Origin of the sequence: Nonomuraea sp. NPDC048916 (assembly GCF_040649575.1) — a bacterium.
Lineage (GTDB): Bacteria > Actinomycetota > Actinomycetes > Streptosporangiales > Streptosporangiaceae > Nonomuraea.
This window is the reverse complement of the sequence record NZ_JBEZFS010000048.1, coordinates 37,613-52,206: the sequence shown is the minus strand read 5'-3', so window position 1 is coordinate 52,206 and position 14,594 is coordinate 37,613. Positions and strand designations below refer to the sequence as shown.

The following is a 14,594-nucleotide window of genomic DNA, read 5'->3' as shown; positions in this document are numbered from 1 at the left end:
AAGATCTTCTGCAACACGCTGGAGCCGGACCACCGGTCCTACTGGCTGCGCACCAGGACCAAGGCCCCCCTCAACTACTTCCTCGGCTTCCCGATCGACCGGGACATCTCCCGCTACACCGGAATCCTGGACGCCGAGGACTTCAGCCGCCGCGGCCTCGGCCCGGGCCGCGGCGGCGCGACCGGTGAGAGCCGCGATTCCCAGGATGGAGCCGGTTCCGGCGATGAACCCACGACGCGAGACGCTGCTGGAGCCGGGGATGTTGCCGCTCATGCGATGTTCCTCACTCTCGATGAAATGAGAACGGGTCCTCCATGGTTTGCTCGCGCCTCGGGTCACTGCGTGCCGGGTGAAGTCACAGTGCCTTGGCACGCCCGACCGGCGGCGACGAGTCGCCGGGCAGCGCGCAGACGGTGTCGAGGCCCAGCACGTGGTTGAGCCGGCCGAACGCCAGCCAGGAGCCGATGCTCATGCTCAGCTCCACGATCTCGAGCTGGCTGTAGCGCGCGGTCATCCTCGCCCAGAACTCGTCGTCGAGGCCGTGGTGATCCAGCGCGTACCGCTCGGCGTACTCGGCGGCCAGCCGGGTGCGGTCGTCGAACGCGTCGGTGGTGCGCCACTCGGTCACCGCGTCGGCGAACTCCTCCTCGACCTTCCGCCCGTCCCGTTCCGTCCGCCAGTCGAGACAGAAGGCGCACCCGTTGATCTGCGCGATCCGCAGCCGCGCGGCCTCGAACTCGCGCAGGCCGAGGGTCGTGTGGGCGTACACCGACATCGAGAAACGGGAGGCGGCGATCCCGATGCCGGGGACCATCTCGCCCCACACGTACTCGATCGCGTCCTTGCCCTCGGGAATGTCGATGTTCACGCTTGTTTCCTTCCGAGCTTGCCGACGGCGGGTCGCAGCGGGATGTCGAGCGCGTCGTACAGTCCGGGTTCGGCGTCCACCAGCCAGTCGATGGCGCCGACCAGCCGGCCGGCCGCGGTGGCGTTCCCGCCCGCCGACCGGTTGCCGTCCTCGTCGGTGGCCTCGACCGTGACCTCGATGCGCGGGCGGCCCTCGATGATCACCCGGTGCGCCCCGTCGCCGTCGGGCGGTGCCGGCCAGTCGGGTGCGCAGGACGGGTGGATGCGGGTGACGTGCTCGATGACGATGCGGGGTTCGCCCTCGACGACGCCCTGCACCTCGAACCGCACCGCGCCCTGGGTGCCGGCCTCGAACTCGCCCATCGACCTGGTGCTCACCGTGGAGTCGAGCGGGCGCCGGTCGAGGGTCTCGCGGATCTCGTCGAGTTCGACGCCGAGGGCCCTGGCCATCAGCCGCACCTGGCCGCCCCACACCATGGTCGGGACCGTCGGCGCGAGCATCGGCGGCTCGTAGTCCATCGGCTGGCCCATGCCGACCAGGTAGCGGACCGAGTCGGGCTGGTCGTAGGTGGAGTAGTCGAAGATCTCCTGGCAGCGGACCACGTCCACGGTGGTGCCGAGCCCGCTGATCAGCAGGGGCAGCACGTCGTTGCCCCAGCCGGGGTCGACGCCGGAGACGAACAGCGAGCCGCCGCCGGCGGCGATGGCTGCCAGCACCTGGTCGCGCAGCTCCGGCGGGGCGTTGCGCTGGTCGTAGAAGGCGTACAACGCGGGGGTGACGACCACGGCTCCGGCTCGGATCGCCTTGATGACGTCGGCGAGCGCCTCGTCGGGGCGGATGTCGCCGGACGCCGCGTACACCACGGCGCCGGGACCGGCGGCCAGCACCGCGTCGACGTCGCCGGTCGCCGCGAGGCCCAGATCGTGGCCGAGCCCGCCGAGGTCGCCCGCGTCACGGCCGATCTTGTCAGGGTCGTGGACGAGCACGGCCGTGAGTTCCAGTGCCGGGTGGGCCTCCACGGCACGGATGGCCGCACGGCCGACGTTGCCGGTTCCCCAGACGATCGTGGTCACCATGCCCGGAGCGTAGCAAGCGCTTGGTTCAGTGTATAGCGTCTTCCCGGGCTTCTCGCCCGCCGTGAGGGCCCGCGTGCGGCGGTCAGGCCGGGCCGGCCTCGCGGAGGGCGTACTGGCCGGGGGTGCAGCCGTACTCCTTGGCGAAGGCCAGTCGCTGCCATCGTCGTGCGCGACCCCGCGGCCGGCACCCCGATGGTCGTCCCGACCCCTTGACGCCAGGGCCGATCAGCCGGTTGGGGACGAGCAGTCGGAAAGTCCGGTAGTCTTAACTCATCGACGCGGGGTGGAGCAGTTCGGTAGCTCGCTGGGCTCATAACCCAGAGGTCGTAGGTTCAAATCCTGCCCCCGCTACCAGTCGGAAACGCCCTCCGGGAGACTCTCCCGGAGGGCGTTTCGCATGTCAGGGACACCGGGAGTCTGAGGCGGCAGGGGATGCCCGGTGGAGGAGCCCTGCGGCTCCCGGCGCCGGGCACCCCCTGGGACCGCGTGGCCGTGGCCGAGAGGGGCGACTGACGGAGATCACCGCCAGGTCGTCCCACGCGACCGTAGCCTTCGGCGGCATCGTGGCCATGGACGACGTCTCCTTCGACGTGCCGTCGACCGGCATCATGGCGCTCATCGGCCCGGACGGCGCGGGCAAGACGACGGCGTTCAAGGTGCTCTCCGGGCACGTGCGGCCGAAGTCGGGCACCGTCGAGGTGTTCGGCACGTCGGTCTCGGCCCTGGGCCCGGCAGGGCCGGCCGACCGGACGTGGCGATCGTCCACGACGACGGAGCCCGCTCGATCTACGACTGGGGCTTCCAGCCGCTCACTCGATGACAACGGACGGCACGGCCGAGGGACCCTGGGGCTCCTGGGCCGTGCCGATGGACGTTTCCGGCGGACGTTTCCACCCGATCACATGCCGGTCGATCACATGCCGGTCGATCACATGACGGTCACACGCCGGGGAACTCGGCGTCCGGGCAGCACTTCAGCTGGAAGTCCCTGAACTGCTTCAGCATCGCCTCCTGGGCGGCCTTCTTCTGCTCCGGAGTCATCCGCGCCCAGGTTGCCTTGTTGGTCTCGAGGGTCTTCGCGCCGCCACGAGGCGCCATGAAGCCCTGGTCGCGCTTGAAGCAGTCGCGTCCCTGCGGGGTCTTGTCCTTCCTGAAGGTCTTGACGCAGGAGCGCTCCGCGGCCCTCCACGCGGCGATCTTCTTGGGGCTGGGGCCGCCCGAGCGCTCGGTGTCGGATGCGGAGGGTGCGGAGGGTGCGGAGGGTGCGGAGGGTGCGGAGGATGCGGAGGATGCGGACTGCGGCACCGCGCCGGCGCACACAGGTCCGTTCGCCTGGGCGTAGGCGGTGCTGCCGGAGCCGAGACCGGGGATGGCGCAGGAGGTGAGCACGACGGCGCCGAGGACTCGGGTGATCACGGGCTTGAGGTTTCCCTTGTTCATGCCCCTTGCTTGTAGTGACCCGGCCGACGGCCCTCACCCCGAACACGCGTGCCTGGACCGATTCTTGGCGGCGGTTTGGGGTGCGCGTGTGGATCGGGCGGTGCGGATGTCCCGATCAGTCGCGGATGGCGCACAGCAGGCGGTTGTTGCCGCGCTGCCACAGGGTGCCGGTTTCCCGGAAACCCGCCTGGCGGAGGGCTTCGACGTGGGTGGACAGCAGGTGCGACTCGGAGCCTTGGTGGTCGGCGCCCGCGGTGGTGCGCTCGGCGTGGAGGTCGGCGAAGGCGGGGTCGGCGGCGACCGCGTCCCACCACTGCCGCCAGTCCTCGGGGTGGTCGCCGGCGAACCTGCGCTCGGTTTCCTTGTCGTGGACGGCGCGTTCGAGGCGGGCGATGGCCGGGGTGGTGTCGTCGGTGTCGAGGTGGTCGCCGTTGAGCAGCAGCCCGCCGGGGCGGAGCACGCCGGCCAGTTCGGCGTACATGGTCTGGAGGTCCGGCTCGGAGATCCAGTGCAGCGCGGTGGTGCTCACGGCGGCGTCGGCGGGCCGGTCCAGGCCGAGCGATCGGGACCAGCCGGGGCGGCGCAGGTCGGCGGTGACGAACGTGAGCCGCGGGTAGGCGGCCCGCCCGAGCCCGAGCAGGAGCGGGTCGGCGTCGAGCGAGATCACGGTGGCCTTGGGCAGCCGTTCGAGCAGGCGGGCGGAGAGCGAGCCGGGGCCGCAGCCGAGGTCGATGACCAGTGGGTCGGGCTGGTCCAGGGCCTCGACGGCGTCGATCAGCGCGGTGAAGCGCTCCTCGCGGTCGGGCAGGTAGCCCTCCTGCTGGCGGTCCCAGCGCGTGATCCAGTCGAGTGCGGCATCGTGGGTGAGCACAATCGTCTCCTTGTGACCGTCGTTTATGCTTTCGACAGTCACAAGCTAGAACACAAAGGTGTAACCGGTCAATTGAACTTCAACAGTCACACGGATCTGGTCGTGCGGGTGGCGGTGGGGCTGGTCAACGCGCTGACCCCGGGCGAGAGGCATGGCCGGGCCGTCCCGCCTCCCGGCGATCTCGCCGCGGTCGCCACCGACGGACTGCGCGCCGCCTATCCGGGCCATCGCGAGGTCACCGAGGCGGAGGCCGGCGAGCTCGCCGAGACCGCGGCCCGGCTCCGCACGGTCTTCGACGCGGTCGCGCGAGGCGACCTCGACGCGGCGGCTCTGCAGGTCAACAGCCTGCTCGAGGAGACCCGCGCCCGGCCCCTGCTCGAACGGCACGACGGTGAGCCCTGGCACCTGCACTTCCACGGGCCGGGCGGCACCATGGCCGGAGACTGGGCGGCGAGCTGCGCCACCGGGCTCGCGATGGTGCTGGGCAGTGAGTTCTGCGAACGCCTCGGAGTGTGCACGGCACCGCACTGCGACCGGGTGTACGTGGACGTCTCCCGCAACGGCACCCGCAGGTTCTGCTCCACGGCCTGCCAGAACCGGGTCAAGACGGCGGCGTTCCGGGCCCGGGGGAAGGCGTGACCCCCCGCGACGGCTGATCTCTGTGCCGGCAGGCGCGCGGCCGAGGCAACCGTCCTCTGCGCCGACCGGCGCGGCCGAGGCGACCGCCCTCATCAGGCGCGCGTTGCGCCCGTCCCCCTGCTCCAGCTCCCCGGAGTGCGGCCGGGGAGCTGGAGCCCGTTCATTCGGCGATCAGCCTTTCCGCCTCTTCGTGCAGGGCCACGATCAGAACCAGCTCCAGCTGGAGTGCTTCGAGATCGGGCACCGCGAGGCCGTCTAGGACGCGCATGGTGGGCCTCCCTGGCTGTAGGACGCCCCACGAGTCACAAAGGTTTACCGCCACATAAGTGTCGGCCGCCCCCGAACCAGGTCATTACCTGAAGCGTTCCCAGGCCGACTGCCGGGTCATGCCGAGGGAGGAGCCGATGCGCTCCCAGCTGACCTCACGGGTGCGCAGATGGCGCACCCAGTCGTGCAGGTTGTCATCGATCTGCACCTGCACGGCGGCGATCTTGGGGAGGTGGTCGAGGATCTGGTCGTCGCTCATCGTCTCCCACAGGGGGAGCCGGGGCTCGGTGGAGGCGGCCAGCCGTTCCTCGTCGAGGATCTCGGAACACAGGCCGACGCACTGGTCGCAGATGTGCACGCCGGGCCCGGCGATCAGTTTGGCGACTTCCGAGCTCTGCTTGTGGCAGAACGAGCAGCGGAGCTTTTCCTTCCAGTCAGGCATGACCTGACGGTAGTACGTCAGGCTACGCCTGACAAGCGTGCGGACCGCTCGCGTTCCATCTGGGCGTGGATGATCGCCTGCCGCTCCTCATTGATCCTGCGGCAGATCGTCACGTAGGCGGTCAGCACCTTGTGGTAGGCCTGGCGGGCCTCGTCGAGCTGGGACTCGAGTATGAGGATCCGGACCGGATCGCCCTCCTGCTCGGCCTCGGCGAGCAGTGCTCGCGCCTCGTCCACGATCTCCTCGGACCGCACCCTCGTACGGCGAAGCAGGGCTGAGCACTCGTAGAGCTCTCCCAGTCGCGCTGAGGAGACGATGAACTCGGCAGTGTGCACGGCCGAGCCGGACACCATGCGCCTGCGCAGATCAGGTCCCAATTCCGCCACCTCCCCGGTCAAGGTTGCCTAAGCGTAGACGCGCCGCCGCCCCGAATGGATCACTCGCGAACCCCGGAGGGTAAGGCACTCCTCCCGGTGGGGAAAGTTCTCTACTCCAGGTGGGAAAACACCGTCCCTGTAGGTGATTCGCTACTCACTAATTGTGGTAGTTGGCGGGTTTACCTGCGCTGATCCGGGATTTGGAACGAATCGTCCGGGACGGGAAATGTGGCGGACGAAGACGCGCGATCGGCCCCCCGAGAACCGGCGTTGGTCACATACTGAAACGAGTCGGGAGCGGATCGTAACGGCTGAGGGGCGCGGCTGTGACTATGACGACATCAGGGAGCGGCGAGGAGGCGGTGGATGTCAGCGTCGTCATCCCGGCCCGCAACGCCCGCCCCTACCTGGACCGATGCCTGACCTCGGCGCTCGTCCAGCGGGTGCGCAAGGAGATCGTCGTCGTCGACGACGGGTCCACCGACGGCACCGCCGAGCTGCTGGAGCTCTACGCCTCCTACCACCGCGCCAGCGTCAAGGTGGTCCACCTCGACGGATTCGGCGGAAGGGGCGCCGGGCGGCCGCGCAACGTCGGCCTCGAGCACGCCACCGGCCGCTACGTCTTCTTCTGCGACGCCGATGACTACCTCGGCGCGGAGGCGCTGGAGCGGATGGTCGCCATGGCCGACCGCAACGGCTCCGACATCGTGCTCGGCAGGATCGCCGGCCACGGCCGCCGCGCCCCGGTGTCGATGTTCACGCGCAACGCCGACCGCGCCGGTTTAGGCGACAGCGCTGTTTACAACAGTCTGAGTTGCTTCAAGCTCTACCGCAGGGACATGCTCGAACGGCACCGCGTCAGGTTCGCCGAGGGGGTCCTCGTCGGCGAGGACATCCACTTCACCGTGCACGCCTACTGCCACGCCGGGATCATCTCCGTGGTCGCCGACTACGACTGCTACCACCTGGTCGCCCGGCCCGACGGCAGCAGCATCATGCAGCAGGCCGCCAGCAGGGACCCGGTCGCCTGGCTGGCGATGATCAGAGGTCCGATCCGGCTGATGACCGAGCACATCGCGCCCGGGCCGCTCCGTGACCACCTGCTCGGCCGGCATTTCAGACTCGACGCGTTCGCCCAGCTCGGTGCGCCGTTCCTGGCGGCCGACGAGGTGCGGCGCAAGGACATCGCGGAAGGGGTGGCCGCGCTCTGCGACGAGTGGCTGACGCCCGGCGTCTACGAGCGGCTCAACGGCACCGACCGGGAGCGGCTGGCCGCGCTCGGCGACATCGACCGGCTGGCGCGGCTGGCCCGCATCGAGAACGCCGCCGTGCGCCGCCGCCTGACGGGGTTGCGCTGGGAGGCCGACCGCCTGGTGGTCTCCGGCACGGCCGCGCTCGAGGGCATGCGCGTGCACCACGGCATCACCCTGGTGCTGCGGGCCCGGCACAACCCGGCGGTCGAGGTGGTGGTGCCCGCCGACTACGACGGCGACGAGTTCACCGCGGCGGTCGACGTGGCCGGGCTCGACTCCGGGATCTGGGACTTCCGGGTCACGATCGAGCTGGAGGGCGTGGTCAGGTCCGGCCGGCTGGGCGCCGACCGTGACGACGACGTGGACCGGCCCGCTCCCCGGCTCATCGACGGCGTCGTCGCCATGCCCTACTTCACCAGGGACAACGGCAACCTCAGCATCGACGTCGGCGGTCACCTGCAGACGGTGCCGGGGACCGTCCGGCTGACCAGGACCAAATGGGCGCTCGGTCACCGGCTGGCCATGGACGGCGAGGTCACGGTCGTCGGGGTGGCGCCGGAGGCGTCGGCCGTGCGCCGGGTGGTCTGGCGCGAGCGGCACACCGGCAGCGAACACTCCGAGCCGGTGGTCGCCCTGCCCGGCGGCGGTTTCGCGGCCCGGCCGGCGGTCGGCCGGTTCGCGCCCGGCACCTGGGACGCCTACCTGGAGCTGGAGCTGGGTGGCCCGCCGGCGAGGTTTCGGATCGAGGCCGAAGCGGAGACGGTCGCCGGAGCGCGCCGGTTGTGGGCCGCGGCCCTGCTCAGGATCGTGCGGCCGTACGCCACCTCGGGTAAGGGGCGGTTGAGTGCCGTTGTGAGGAAAGTTACTGCTCGTGCACTGGTGAGAAGGTTCCTGCGCTAATTGCCACCTATGTGCAACTGCAAGACGATGTCCTAATGTAGGGCTTGTTCTTCTCGCCTCTATCGGAGGATGTAGTGCACGTACCCGATGGCTTCTTCAACGCGGCCGTATCCATCTCGGCCGGAGCGGTCGCGGCCGCCGGCGTCGCGGTCTGCCTGCGCGGCGCCAAGCGTGAGCTCGACGACCGCACCGCGCCCATGGCGGGTCTCGTCGCCGCGTTCATCTTCGCCGTCCAGATGCTCAACTTCCCCGTCGCCGCGGGCACCAGCGGCCACCTGCTGGGAGGCGCTCTGGCCGCGATACTCGTCGGGCCGTACACAGGTGTCCTGTGCATGGCCGTGGTCCTGCTCGTGCAGGGCGTGTTCTTCGCCGACGGCGGGCTGACGGCGCTGGGGATCAACATCACCATCATGGGCGTCGTCACCGTGCTGGTCGGCTGGGGCGTCTTCCGGCTGATCACCCGGATGGCCACGGGCAAGGGCGCCATCACGGTGGCCGCGTTCCTCGCCGCGCTGGTCTCGGTGCCCGCCTCCGCGCTGGCGTTCACGCTGCTGTTCTGGATCGGCGGCACCGCGCCGATCGAGGTGTCGGCGGTGGCCGCCGCGATGGGCGGCGTGCACGTGCTGATCGGCATCGGCGAGGCCGTGATCACCACGCTCACCGTGGGCGCCGTGCTGGCCGTCCGGCCCGACCTGGTGTACGGCGCGCGCGGGCTGGCCGCTCCGCTGGTGCTGCGGGGCGCCGAGGGCACCACGACGGTGGAGGCCGAGCGGCCGGTGGCCACGGGGGGCGGGATCAGGCCGTTCCTGCTCGGCGGCCTCGGCGTGACGCTGGTGCTGGCCGGTGTGGTGTCCTTCTTCGCCTCCTCCAGCCCCGACGGGCTCGAGGCGGTCGCCGAGGACAAGGGCTTCCTCGGCCAGGCCACCGACCACCTGTTCGGGTCATGGGCGCTGGCCGACTACGGTGACGTGGGCGGCATTCCGGTGGGTGTCGCGGGGATCCTCGGCGTGGGGCTGGTGCTGCTCATCGCCGGGGTCGTGGGCTACGCCGCGCGCGGCCGCGACAGGGTCAGGGCCTGAGCACGTGAACGAGAGGCGGTGAGTGGTGGGCGCGGGGCATCGGCATCAGCTCTATCGGCCGGGCGACTCGGTCGTGCACCGGCTGCCGCCGCAGTGCAAGCTGCTCGCCGTCTTCTCCTTCGCCGTCGTGGTCGTAGCGACGCCGAGGGAGAAGTTCTGGGCGTTCGCGCTCTACGCGGTGCTGCTGGTGGCGGTCGCGCTGCTCGCCGGAATCCCGCTGACCTACGTCCTGCGGCGGATGGTGATCGAGCTGCCCTTCGTGCTGTTCGCCTTCCTCATCCCGGTCATCGGGATGGGGGAGCGCACCACGGTGCTCGGCCTCTCGCTGAGCGTCGAAGGGCTCTGGGCGGCGTGGAACATCCTGGCCAAGGCGACGCTCGGCGTGATCGCCTCCATCCTGCTGGCCGCCACCACCGAGCCGCGCGTCATCCTGCTCGGGGCCCAGCGGCTCCGGCTGCCGAGCCTGCTGGTGCAGATCGCCATGTTCATGCTCCGCTATCTGGACGTGATCCTGGATGAGATGCGGCGGATGAAGGTGGCCCGGGAGTCTCGGGGCTTCGAAGCACGAAATTTCCGGCACATCCCGGTGATCGCCCGATCGGCCGGGGCCTTGTTCATCCGCTCGTACGAGCGGGGTGAGAGGGTGCATCTGGCGATGCTGAGCCGCGGCTATTCAGGCCAGATGCCAATCATCGGCGAAATATCGGCCTCTGCCGGGCAGTGGGTCGCCGCGCTCACACTGCCGATCCTCGCTCTAGCGGTGCTGGGACTGTCGCTGTGAACTCTCTCAACATGGACTCTCTGGACGTGAACTCTCTCAACGTCAACTCTCTCGAGGTCAGCCGTCTCGCCTACGCCTACCCCGACGGGACCCAGGCCCTGTTCGGCGTCGACCTCACGATCGGCAGGGGAGAGCGGGTCGCGCTGCTCGGCCCCAACGGCGCCGGCAAGACCACGCTGGTCATGCACCTCAACGGCATCCTCACGGCCGGGCACGGCACGGTCACCGTGGCCGGCACCCCGGTGCGCAAGGACACGCTCAAGGAGATCAGGCAGCGCGTCGGCCTGGTCTTCCAGGACCCCGACGACCAGCTCTTCATGCCCACGGTCAGGGACGACGTCGCCTTCGGCCCGGCCAACTCGGGCGTCGCCGGCGAGGAGCTGGAACGGGTGGTCAAGGACGCCCTTGACCGGGTCGGCATGCTCGACGCCATCGACCGGCCACCCCACCACCTGTCGTTCGGCCAGCGCCGCAGGGTGGCCGTCGCGACTGTGCTGGCCATGGAGCCCGAGATCCTGGTGCTGGACGAGCCGTCGTCCAACCTGGATCCGGCCGCCCGCAGGGAGCTGGCCGAGATCCTGCGCTCGCTCGACGTCACCGTGCTCATGGTCACCCACGACCTGCCGTACGCGCTGGAGCTCTGCGAGCGCTCGCTCATCCTGTCGGACGGCGTGATCGCCGCCGACGGGCCCACCCGCGAGCTGCTGGCCGACACCGAGCTGCTCGCCGCCCACCGCCTGGAGCTGCCGTACGGCTTCGCTATCCCGGCAGCGGCGGAACATGGATGACCACCACCCGGTCGCCCGCCTGGAGGGTTGAGGCGCGCGGATCGGCGTAGGTCATGACCTCGCGGCCCCTGACCACGGCCACCACGATCTCGTCGGACGCGGCCGGCGGCCTGCCGACCTCCTCCGTCGCCACGGGCCGCTCGAACAGGTCGAGACCCTTGCCGTAGGCGAGGAAGTCCTCGATCAGGGTGCTGACCGCGGGGCTCTGGGTGGCCACGCCGAGCATCCGGCCCGCCGCCTCGGACGAGGTGATCACCACGTCGGCGCCGCTCTGCCGTACGAGAGGGTCGTTCTCGGCCTCCCGGACGGCGGCCACGATCGTCGCCGTGGGGTTGAGGCTGCGGGCGGTGAGCGTCACCAGAGCGGCGGTGTCGTCGCGCTGGGTGGCGATGATGATCTCCTTGGCGGTGCCGATCCGGGCGCGGTTGAGCACGTGGCTGCGGGTGCCGTCGCCGACGACCCCGACGAAACCGTCGGCCGTGGCCTCGTCGACCACCGCCGCCTGGGGGTCGACGACCACGATCGAGTCGCGGGTCCGGTCGTTCTCGAGCAGCGTGCGGATCGCGGCGCGGCCCTTGGTGCCATAGCCGATGATCACCGTGTGGTCGCGCAACCTGGCCCTCCAGCGTTCGATCCTGATGGCGTCACGGGTGCGCTTGGTGAGAACCTCGAGCGTGGTGCCCACGAGGACGACGAGGAAGGCGATGCGCAACGGAGTGACGGCCACGATGTTGACGATCCTGGCCTCGGCGCTGACCGGGGTGATGTCACCGTAACCCGTGGTGGAGATCGACACCGTGACGTAGTAGAGCGCGTCGAGCAGCGAGACCCCGCCGTCGGCGTTGTCACGATAGCCGTCCAGATCCATCGCCACCAGCGCGAACATCGCCAGGACGATCGCCGCCGCGATGGCCATCCGGCGCAACACCGCTCGCAGGGGGCTCAGGGGGATGGACGGCAGGCGCACACCGGTTTCCGTCTCGTCCTCCCGCATGCGACTGATCGTAGTTGTGCATGCCCGGTATCCGGGGATGTCGAAGTACAGTGGCTCATCGAGGAGGGGCCCAATGAAGCTGCGGCTTGCGCGACATGCCCTGGGTGACGCCGTGGTGGTGGCCGTTGAGGGCGAGCTCGATCTATTCACCGCCCCGTTCCTCCGCGACGAGGTGCGAGACGCCATCAAGCAGGACAGCGCCCGGCTCGTGCTCGACCTTCAGCAACTGTCGTTCATGGACTCCAGCGGCCTGTCCGTGTTGATCGAGGCCTGGCGGCTGGCCACCGGAGAGGGCGGCGGGGTGTCGCTGGCCGCTCCGCAGGCGCCCGTGGCCCGCATCCTGCGGACGACCGGCCTGGATCGGCGGATCAAGGTCTATTCCGATGTCGACAGTGCCGTGGGTGAGATTTAACCGCACCCGAGTAGAACTTCATTCGGTACGCGGGTTAGGGTCCCGGTTATGGACGTGAACGGATCTGCAGCAATCATCTCCGGCGGTGCCAGCGGCCTCGGTGAGGCCACCGCCCGTGAGCTCGCGCGACATGGCGCGACAGTGGTCATCGCCGACCTCAACGAGGAGCGGGGCAAGGCCGTCGCCGACGAGCTCGGCGGAGTCTTCGTCAAGACCGACGTGTCGGACGACGAGCAGGTGCAGGCGGCCGTGGACGCCGCCGTCGCCACCGGCAAGCCGCTGCGCGTCGTCGTCAACAGCGCGGGCATCGGCTGGGCCGAGCGCACGGTCAACCGTGAAGGAGCTCCCCACAACTCCGCCACCTACCGCAAGGTCATCGAGGTCAACCTGGTCGGCACGTTCAACCTCATGCGCATCGGCGCGGCCGCGATCTCCAAGACCGAGCCGGTCGACGCCGACGGGCAGCGGGGCGTGGTCGTCAACACCGCCTCCGTGGCCGCCCTCGAAGGGCAGACGGGCCAGCTGGCCTACTCGGCCTCCAAGGGCGGCATCGTGGGCATGACGGTGCCCGCGGCCCGCGACCTGGCCGCGATCGGCGTGCGGGTCAACACGATCTGCCCCGGCATCATCGACACCCCCATCTACGGCTTCTCGGCCAACGCCGAGGAGTTCAAGGCCAAGCTGGTGGCGCCCGTGGTGTTCCCCAAGCGCATGGGGCGGGCCGACGAGTTCGCGCACCTGGTGCGGTCCCTGGTCGAGAACGACTACATGAACGCCGAAGTCATCCGCTTCGACGGCGGCATCCGCTTCCAGCCCAAGTGAGGTTCCGTGTCTGACGAAGTACTCGTCGAGGAGTCCGACGGCATCGCCGTGATCACGATCAACCGCCCCAAGGCGCGCAACGCCGTCAACGGGGCGGTGGCGCGGGGGATCGCCGAGGCGGTCGACGCGCTCGACGCCCGCACCGAGATCTCCGCGTACGTCCTGACCGGCGCGGGCGGCACGTTCTGCGCGGGCATGGATCTCAAGGGGTTCCTGACCGGCGACCTGCCCGTGGTCGAAGGGCGCGGCTTCGGCGGCCTGACCGAAGCGGTGGTCAAGAAGCCGCTGGTGGCGGCCATCGAGGGCTACGCCCTGGCCGGTGGGTTCGAGCTGGCTCTGGCCTGCGACGTCATCGTGGCGTCGTCGGAGGCCAAGTTCGGCCTGCCCGAGCCCAAGCGCGGCCTGGTGGCCGGCGCGGGCGGCATCATGCGCCTGCCGCGCCGCATCCCTTACCACATCGCCATGGAGATCGCCCTGACCGGCGACCACTATCCGGCCTCCCGGCTGTACGAGCTCGGCCTGGTCAACCGGATCACCGAGCCGGGCGCGGCGCTGGACGGGGCGATCGAGCTGGCCCGCAAGATCGCCGCCAACGCCCCGCTGGCGGTCGCCGCCACCAAGAAGGTGGTCATCGAATCCCAGGACTGGCCCCTGGAGGAGATGTTCAAGAAGCAGGGCGCGATCATCAACCCGGTGTTCGGGTCGAAGGACGCCATGGAGGGCGCGGCGGCCTTCGCCGAAAAGCGCGCCCCCCGGTGGAAGGGCGAATAACCGCTCCAAACCCCCTCCCCGGTGGGGAGGGGGTTTCTTTACGCATGCATAACTTCCGGCCCGTACGGTAAAGGAGAGGACGTCTAGCAGGAGGGCGCATGAGCGACTATTCGAGGTCCGCGTTCGAGTCGGCTAAACGCGGCGCGGGCAGCCTCCTGACGGGAGCCCTGAGCGCGTTCGTCATCATGGTCGGCGTGCTCGGCGTCATGTGGGGCGTCGAGATCGTCGACTACATGCTCAACGGCACCCTCGACCACCAGTTCGGCATCGTCGGCTGGGATCCTGACGGGCTGGTCGGCATCGTCTTCGCGCCGTTCCTGCACGTCGGCTTCGGTCATCTCATGGCCAACTCGCTGCCGCTGCTCATCCTCGGCTTCCTGGCCGCGCTCCGCGGCGTCGGGAAGTTCCTGGCGGCCAGCGCCGTCATCATCGTCATCGGCGGCTTCGGCACCTGGTTCACCAGCCCCGGCGTGATCACGGTCGGGGCCAGCGGGCTGGTGTTCGGCTACTTCGGCTACGTCGTGGCCCGTGGCCTGTTCGACCGCCGGGTCCTCGACATCGTCATCGGCATCGGGGTGGCGATCGCCTACTACTCGATCCTGTGGGGCCTGCTGCCCAACCAGCAGGGCATCTCGTGGCAGGGCCACCTCTTCGGGCTGATCGGCGGCGTCATCGCCGCGTGGTTCCTGCGGCGCAAGCGGCCAGAGAGCGCCTACCCGGCCTACTGAGCCTTTCCGTCCTACTGAGCGCTGCTGACCGCCTACTGAGCGCCTACTGAGCGCCTGCTGGGACGCCCCTGCTGGGGCGCCCTACT

At 69.7% G+C, this 14,594-nt stretch carries 17 protein-coding genes, 1 tRNA gene and 1 pseudogene; 11 read left to right on the top strand and 8 right to left on the bottom strand.

Annotation, left to right across the window (positions count from 1 at the left end; translation table 11 throughout):
* From AB0C16_RS35300 to AB0C16_RS35290, 3 genes are all read right to left on the bottom strand, one after another.
* Positions 1–273: hypothetical protein (locus AB0C16_RS35300; RefSeq protein WP_357689632.1), on the bottom strand; the 273-nt coding region annotated here is incomplete at its 3' end.
* Positions 274–355: 82 nt separating this feature from the next.
* Positions 356–868 (bottom strand): carboxymuconolactone decarboxylase family protein, encoded by a 513-nt coding sequence (locus AB0C16_RS35295; protein WP_357689630.1) that lies wholly within the window; start codon positions 866–868, stop codon positions 356–358.
* The gene (locus tag AB0C16_RS35290; RefSeq protein ID WP_357689628.1) at positions 865–1,944 is read right to left on the bottom strand and encodes a dihydrodipicolinate reductase; all 1,080 of its coding nucleotides are present in this window, start codon (positions 1,942–1,944) and stop codon (positions 865–867) included. The genes AB0C16_RS35295 and AB0C16_RS35290 overlap by 4 nt, the downstream gene beginning before the upstream one ends.
* Positions 1,945–2,221: 277 nt before the next feature.
* Here AB0C16_RS35290 and AB0C16_RS35285 point away from each other — a divergent pair.
* Positions 2,222–2,298: transfer RNA gene (locus AB0C16_RS35285), tRNA-Met, on the top strand.
* A gap of 215 nt (positions 2,299–2,513) precedes the next feature.
* Positions 2,514–2,936: an ATP-binding cassette domain-containing protein gene (locus AB0C16_RS35280; RefSeq protein ID WP_357689626.1), complete on the top strand. Its 423-nt coding sequence runs from the start codon at positions 2,514–2,516 to the stop codon at positions 2,934–2,936.
* Here the strand turns inward: AB0C16_RS35280 and AB0C16_RS35275 are convergent.
* Positions 2,884–3,384, bottom strand: coding sequence for a hypothetical protein (locus AB0C16_RS35275; protein ID WP_357689624.1), 501 nt, complete (start codon positions 3,382–3,384; stop codon positions 2,884–2,886). The genes AB0C16_RS35280 and AB0C16_RS35275 overlap by 53 nt on opposite strands.
* A 115-nt stretch (positions 3,385–3,499) precedes the next feature.
* A complete protein-coding gene (locus AB0C16_RS35270) occupies positions 3,500–4,255 on the bottom strand; it encodes a class I SAM-dependent methyltransferase (protein WP_357689622.1) in 756 nt (251 codons plus the stop codon).
* A gap of 72 nt (positions 4,256–4,327) precedes the next feature.
* On the opposite strand from AB0C16_RS35270, the gene AB0C16_RS35265 reads away from it, so the two are divergent.
* Positions 4,328–4,894 carry a CGNR zinc finger domain-containing protein gene (locus AB0C16_RS35265; protein WP_357689620.1) on the top strand — a complete coding sequence of 189 codons (567 nt, stop codon included), beginning with the start codon at positions 4,328–4,330 and terminating at the stop codon, positions 4,892–4,894.
* Between the two features lie 571 nt (positions 4,895–5,465).
* On the opposite strand, the pseudogene AB0C16_RS35260 reads toward AB0C16_RS35265, so the two are convergent.
* Together AB0C16_RS35260 and AB0C16_RS35255 are read right to left on the bottom strand one after the other, a co-directional pair.
* Positions 5,466–5,603, bottom strand: a pseudogene (locus tag AB0C16_RS35260) (ClpX C4-type zinc finger protein); the annotation flags it as partial.
* 17 nt (positions 5,604–5,620) lie between these two features.
* A complete protein-coding gene (locus AB0C16_RS35255) occupies positions 5,621–5,980 on the bottom strand; it encodes a hypothetical protein (RefSeq protein WP_357689618.1) in 360 nt (119 codons plus the stop codon).
* Positions 5,981–6,312: 332 nt separating this feature from the next.
* Here AB0C16_RS35255 and AB0C16_RS35250 point away from each other — a divergent pair, with 332 nt between their 5' ends.
* The 4 genes from AB0C16_RS35250 to AB0C16_RS35235 all read left to right on the top strand — a co-directional run bounded on the left by AB0C16_RS35250 (position 6,313) and on the right by AB0C16_RS35235 (position 10,781).
* Positions 6,313–8,133, top strand: a complete 1,821-nt coding sequence (locus tag AB0C16_RS35250; protein ID WP_357689636.1) for a glycosyltransferase family 2 protein — start codon at positions 6,313–6,315, stop codon at positions 8,131–8,133.
* A 74-nt stretch (positions 8,134–8,207) separates the two neighbouring features.
* Complete coding sequence (locus AB0C16_RS35245; protein ID WP_357689617.1) at positions 8,208–9,212, top strand: energy-coupling factor ABC transporter permease; 1,005 nt, start codon at positions 8,208–8,210, stop codon at positions 9,210–9,212.
* 25 nt (positions 9,213–9,237) lie between these two features.
* Positions 9,238–9,993 (top strand): cobalt ECF transporter T component CbiQ, encoded by a 756-nt coding sequence (gene cbiQ / locus AB0C16_RS35240; RefSeq protein WP_357689615.1) that lies wholly within the window; start codon positions 9,238–9,240, stop codon positions 9,991–9,993.
* Between the two features lie 11 nt (positions 9,994–10,004).
* Complete coding sequence (locus tag AB0C16_RS35235) at positions 10,005–10,781, top strand: ABC transporter ATP-binding protein (protein WP_357689613.1); 777 nt, start codon at positions 10,005–10,007, stop codon at positions 10,779–10,781.
* On the opposite strand, the gene AB0C16_RS35230 is transcribed toward AB0C16_RS35235, so the two are convergent.
* Positions 10,753–11,775 (bottom strand): NAD-binding protein, encoded by a 1,023-nt coding sequence (locus AB0C16_RS35230; protein WP_357689611.1) that lies wholly within the window; start codon positions 11,773–11,775, stop codon positions 10,753–10,755. The genes AB0C16_RS35235 and AB0C16_RS35230 overlap by 29 nt on opposite strands.
* Before the next feature lie 73 nt (positions 11,776–11,848).
* Between AB0C16_RS35230 and AB0C16_RS35225 the strand changes: the two genes are divergently transcribed.
* The 4 genes from AB0C16_RS35225 to AB0C16_RS35210 all read left to right on the top strand — a co-directional run bounded on the left by AB0C16_RS35225 (position 11,849) and on the right by AB0C16_RS35210 (position 14,508).
* A complete protein-coding gene (locus AB0C16_RS35225) occupies positions 11,849–12,187 on the top strand; it encodes an STAS domain-containing protein (protein ID WP_101785558.1) in 339 nt (112 codons plus the stop codon).
* A 48-nt stretch (positions 12,188–12,235) separates the two neighbouring features.
* Complete coding sequence (locus AB0C16_RS35220; RefSeq protein ID WP_357689609.1) at positions 12,236–13,009, top strand: SDR family NAD(P)-dependent oxidoreductase; 774 nt, start codon at positions 12,236–12,238, stop codon at positions 13,007–13,009.
* Positions 13,010–13,015: 6 nt separating this feature from the next.
* Positions 13,016–13,780: a crotonase/enoyl-CoA hydratase family protein gene (locus tag AB0C16_RS35215; RefSeq protein ID WP_357689607.1), complete on the top strand. Its 765-nt coding sequence runs from the start codon at positions 13,016–13,018 to the stop codon at positions 13,778–13,780.
* A 98-nt stretch (positions 13,781–13,878) separates the two neighbouring features.
* Positions 13,879–14,508, top strand: coding sequence for a rhomboid family intramembrane serine protease (locus AB0C16_RS35210; RefSeq protein WP_357689605.1), 630 nt, complete (start codon positions 13,879–13,881; stop codon positions 14,506–14,508).
* The last annotated feature ends 86 nt before the right edge of the window (positions 14,509–14,594 follow it).